This is a genomic window from Streptococcus sp. GMD1S (assembly GCF_000296875.1).
Classification (GTDB): domain Bacteria; phylum Bacillota; class Bacilli; order Lactobacillales; family Streptococcaceae; genus Streptococcus.
Window position 1 is genome coordinate 1 of the sequence record NZ_AJQY01000218.1, and the last position, 824, is coordinate 824.

The 824-nt window shown below is 49.3% G+C and carries 1 protein-coding gene; it reads right to left on the bottom strand.

The genetic code is table 11. The features are described 5' to 3' along the window. The coding region (gene priA, locus GMD1S_RS08400; protein ID WP_000304192.1) for a replication restart helicase PriA at positions 1-824 on the bottom strand (824 nt) is incomplete at both ends.

The window sequence follows — 824 nt, forward strand, 5'->3', positions numbered from 1 at the left end:
AAATCAGGCAGATTCAAGGCCGTATCCGCATTGAGCACTCCGACCAAGGTCACATTTGGGAAATCCAAGCCCTTGGCAATCATCTGAGTTCCCAGCAAGATATCCGCTTCCCCTTGACCAAACTGGTCAAGAAGAGCTTGGTGACTACCTTTCCTGCGGGTCGTATCCACATCCATCCGCAGAATGCGAGCCTGAGGAAAGAGCTCTGCCAGCTCATCGTAAGCTTTCTGAGTCCCCGTCCCGTAGTAGCGAATGCTGCGACTCTGACAGTTGGGACAGACATGAGGAATTCCCTTAGAAAAGCCACAGTAATGGCAGTTCATGGTCTTGGTATCCATGTGGAGAGTCAAAGAAATGTCACAGTTGGGGCAGCTATCTACCGTCCCACACTCTCGACACATAACAAAGCTAGAATAACCCCGACGGTTGAGCATGAGGACTACCTGCTCTTTTTTATCCAGACGGTCTTGGATGGCCTCTAGCAAAGGAGGCGTAAAGTTTGATGTCTCATTTTGTCCGATATAGTCCCGAAAGTCAATCACTTGAACCTCTGGAATCGTAGCCATAGGATTGGCTCGTTGGGTCAGACGTAAGTGGTGATAGACACCTTTTCCAGCACGGGCACGACTCTCAAGGCTCGGTGTGGCAGACCCAAGTACGAGAGCTGCTTGATTGTACTGGGCCCGTAGAATGGCGACCTCTCTAGCATGGTAACGTGGATTGCTATCTTGCTTGTAACTAGCTTCATGTTCTTCATCGATAATGATGACACCTAGATTTTTCAAAGGAGCAAAGATAGCTGATCGAGCGCCAACAACAACTTG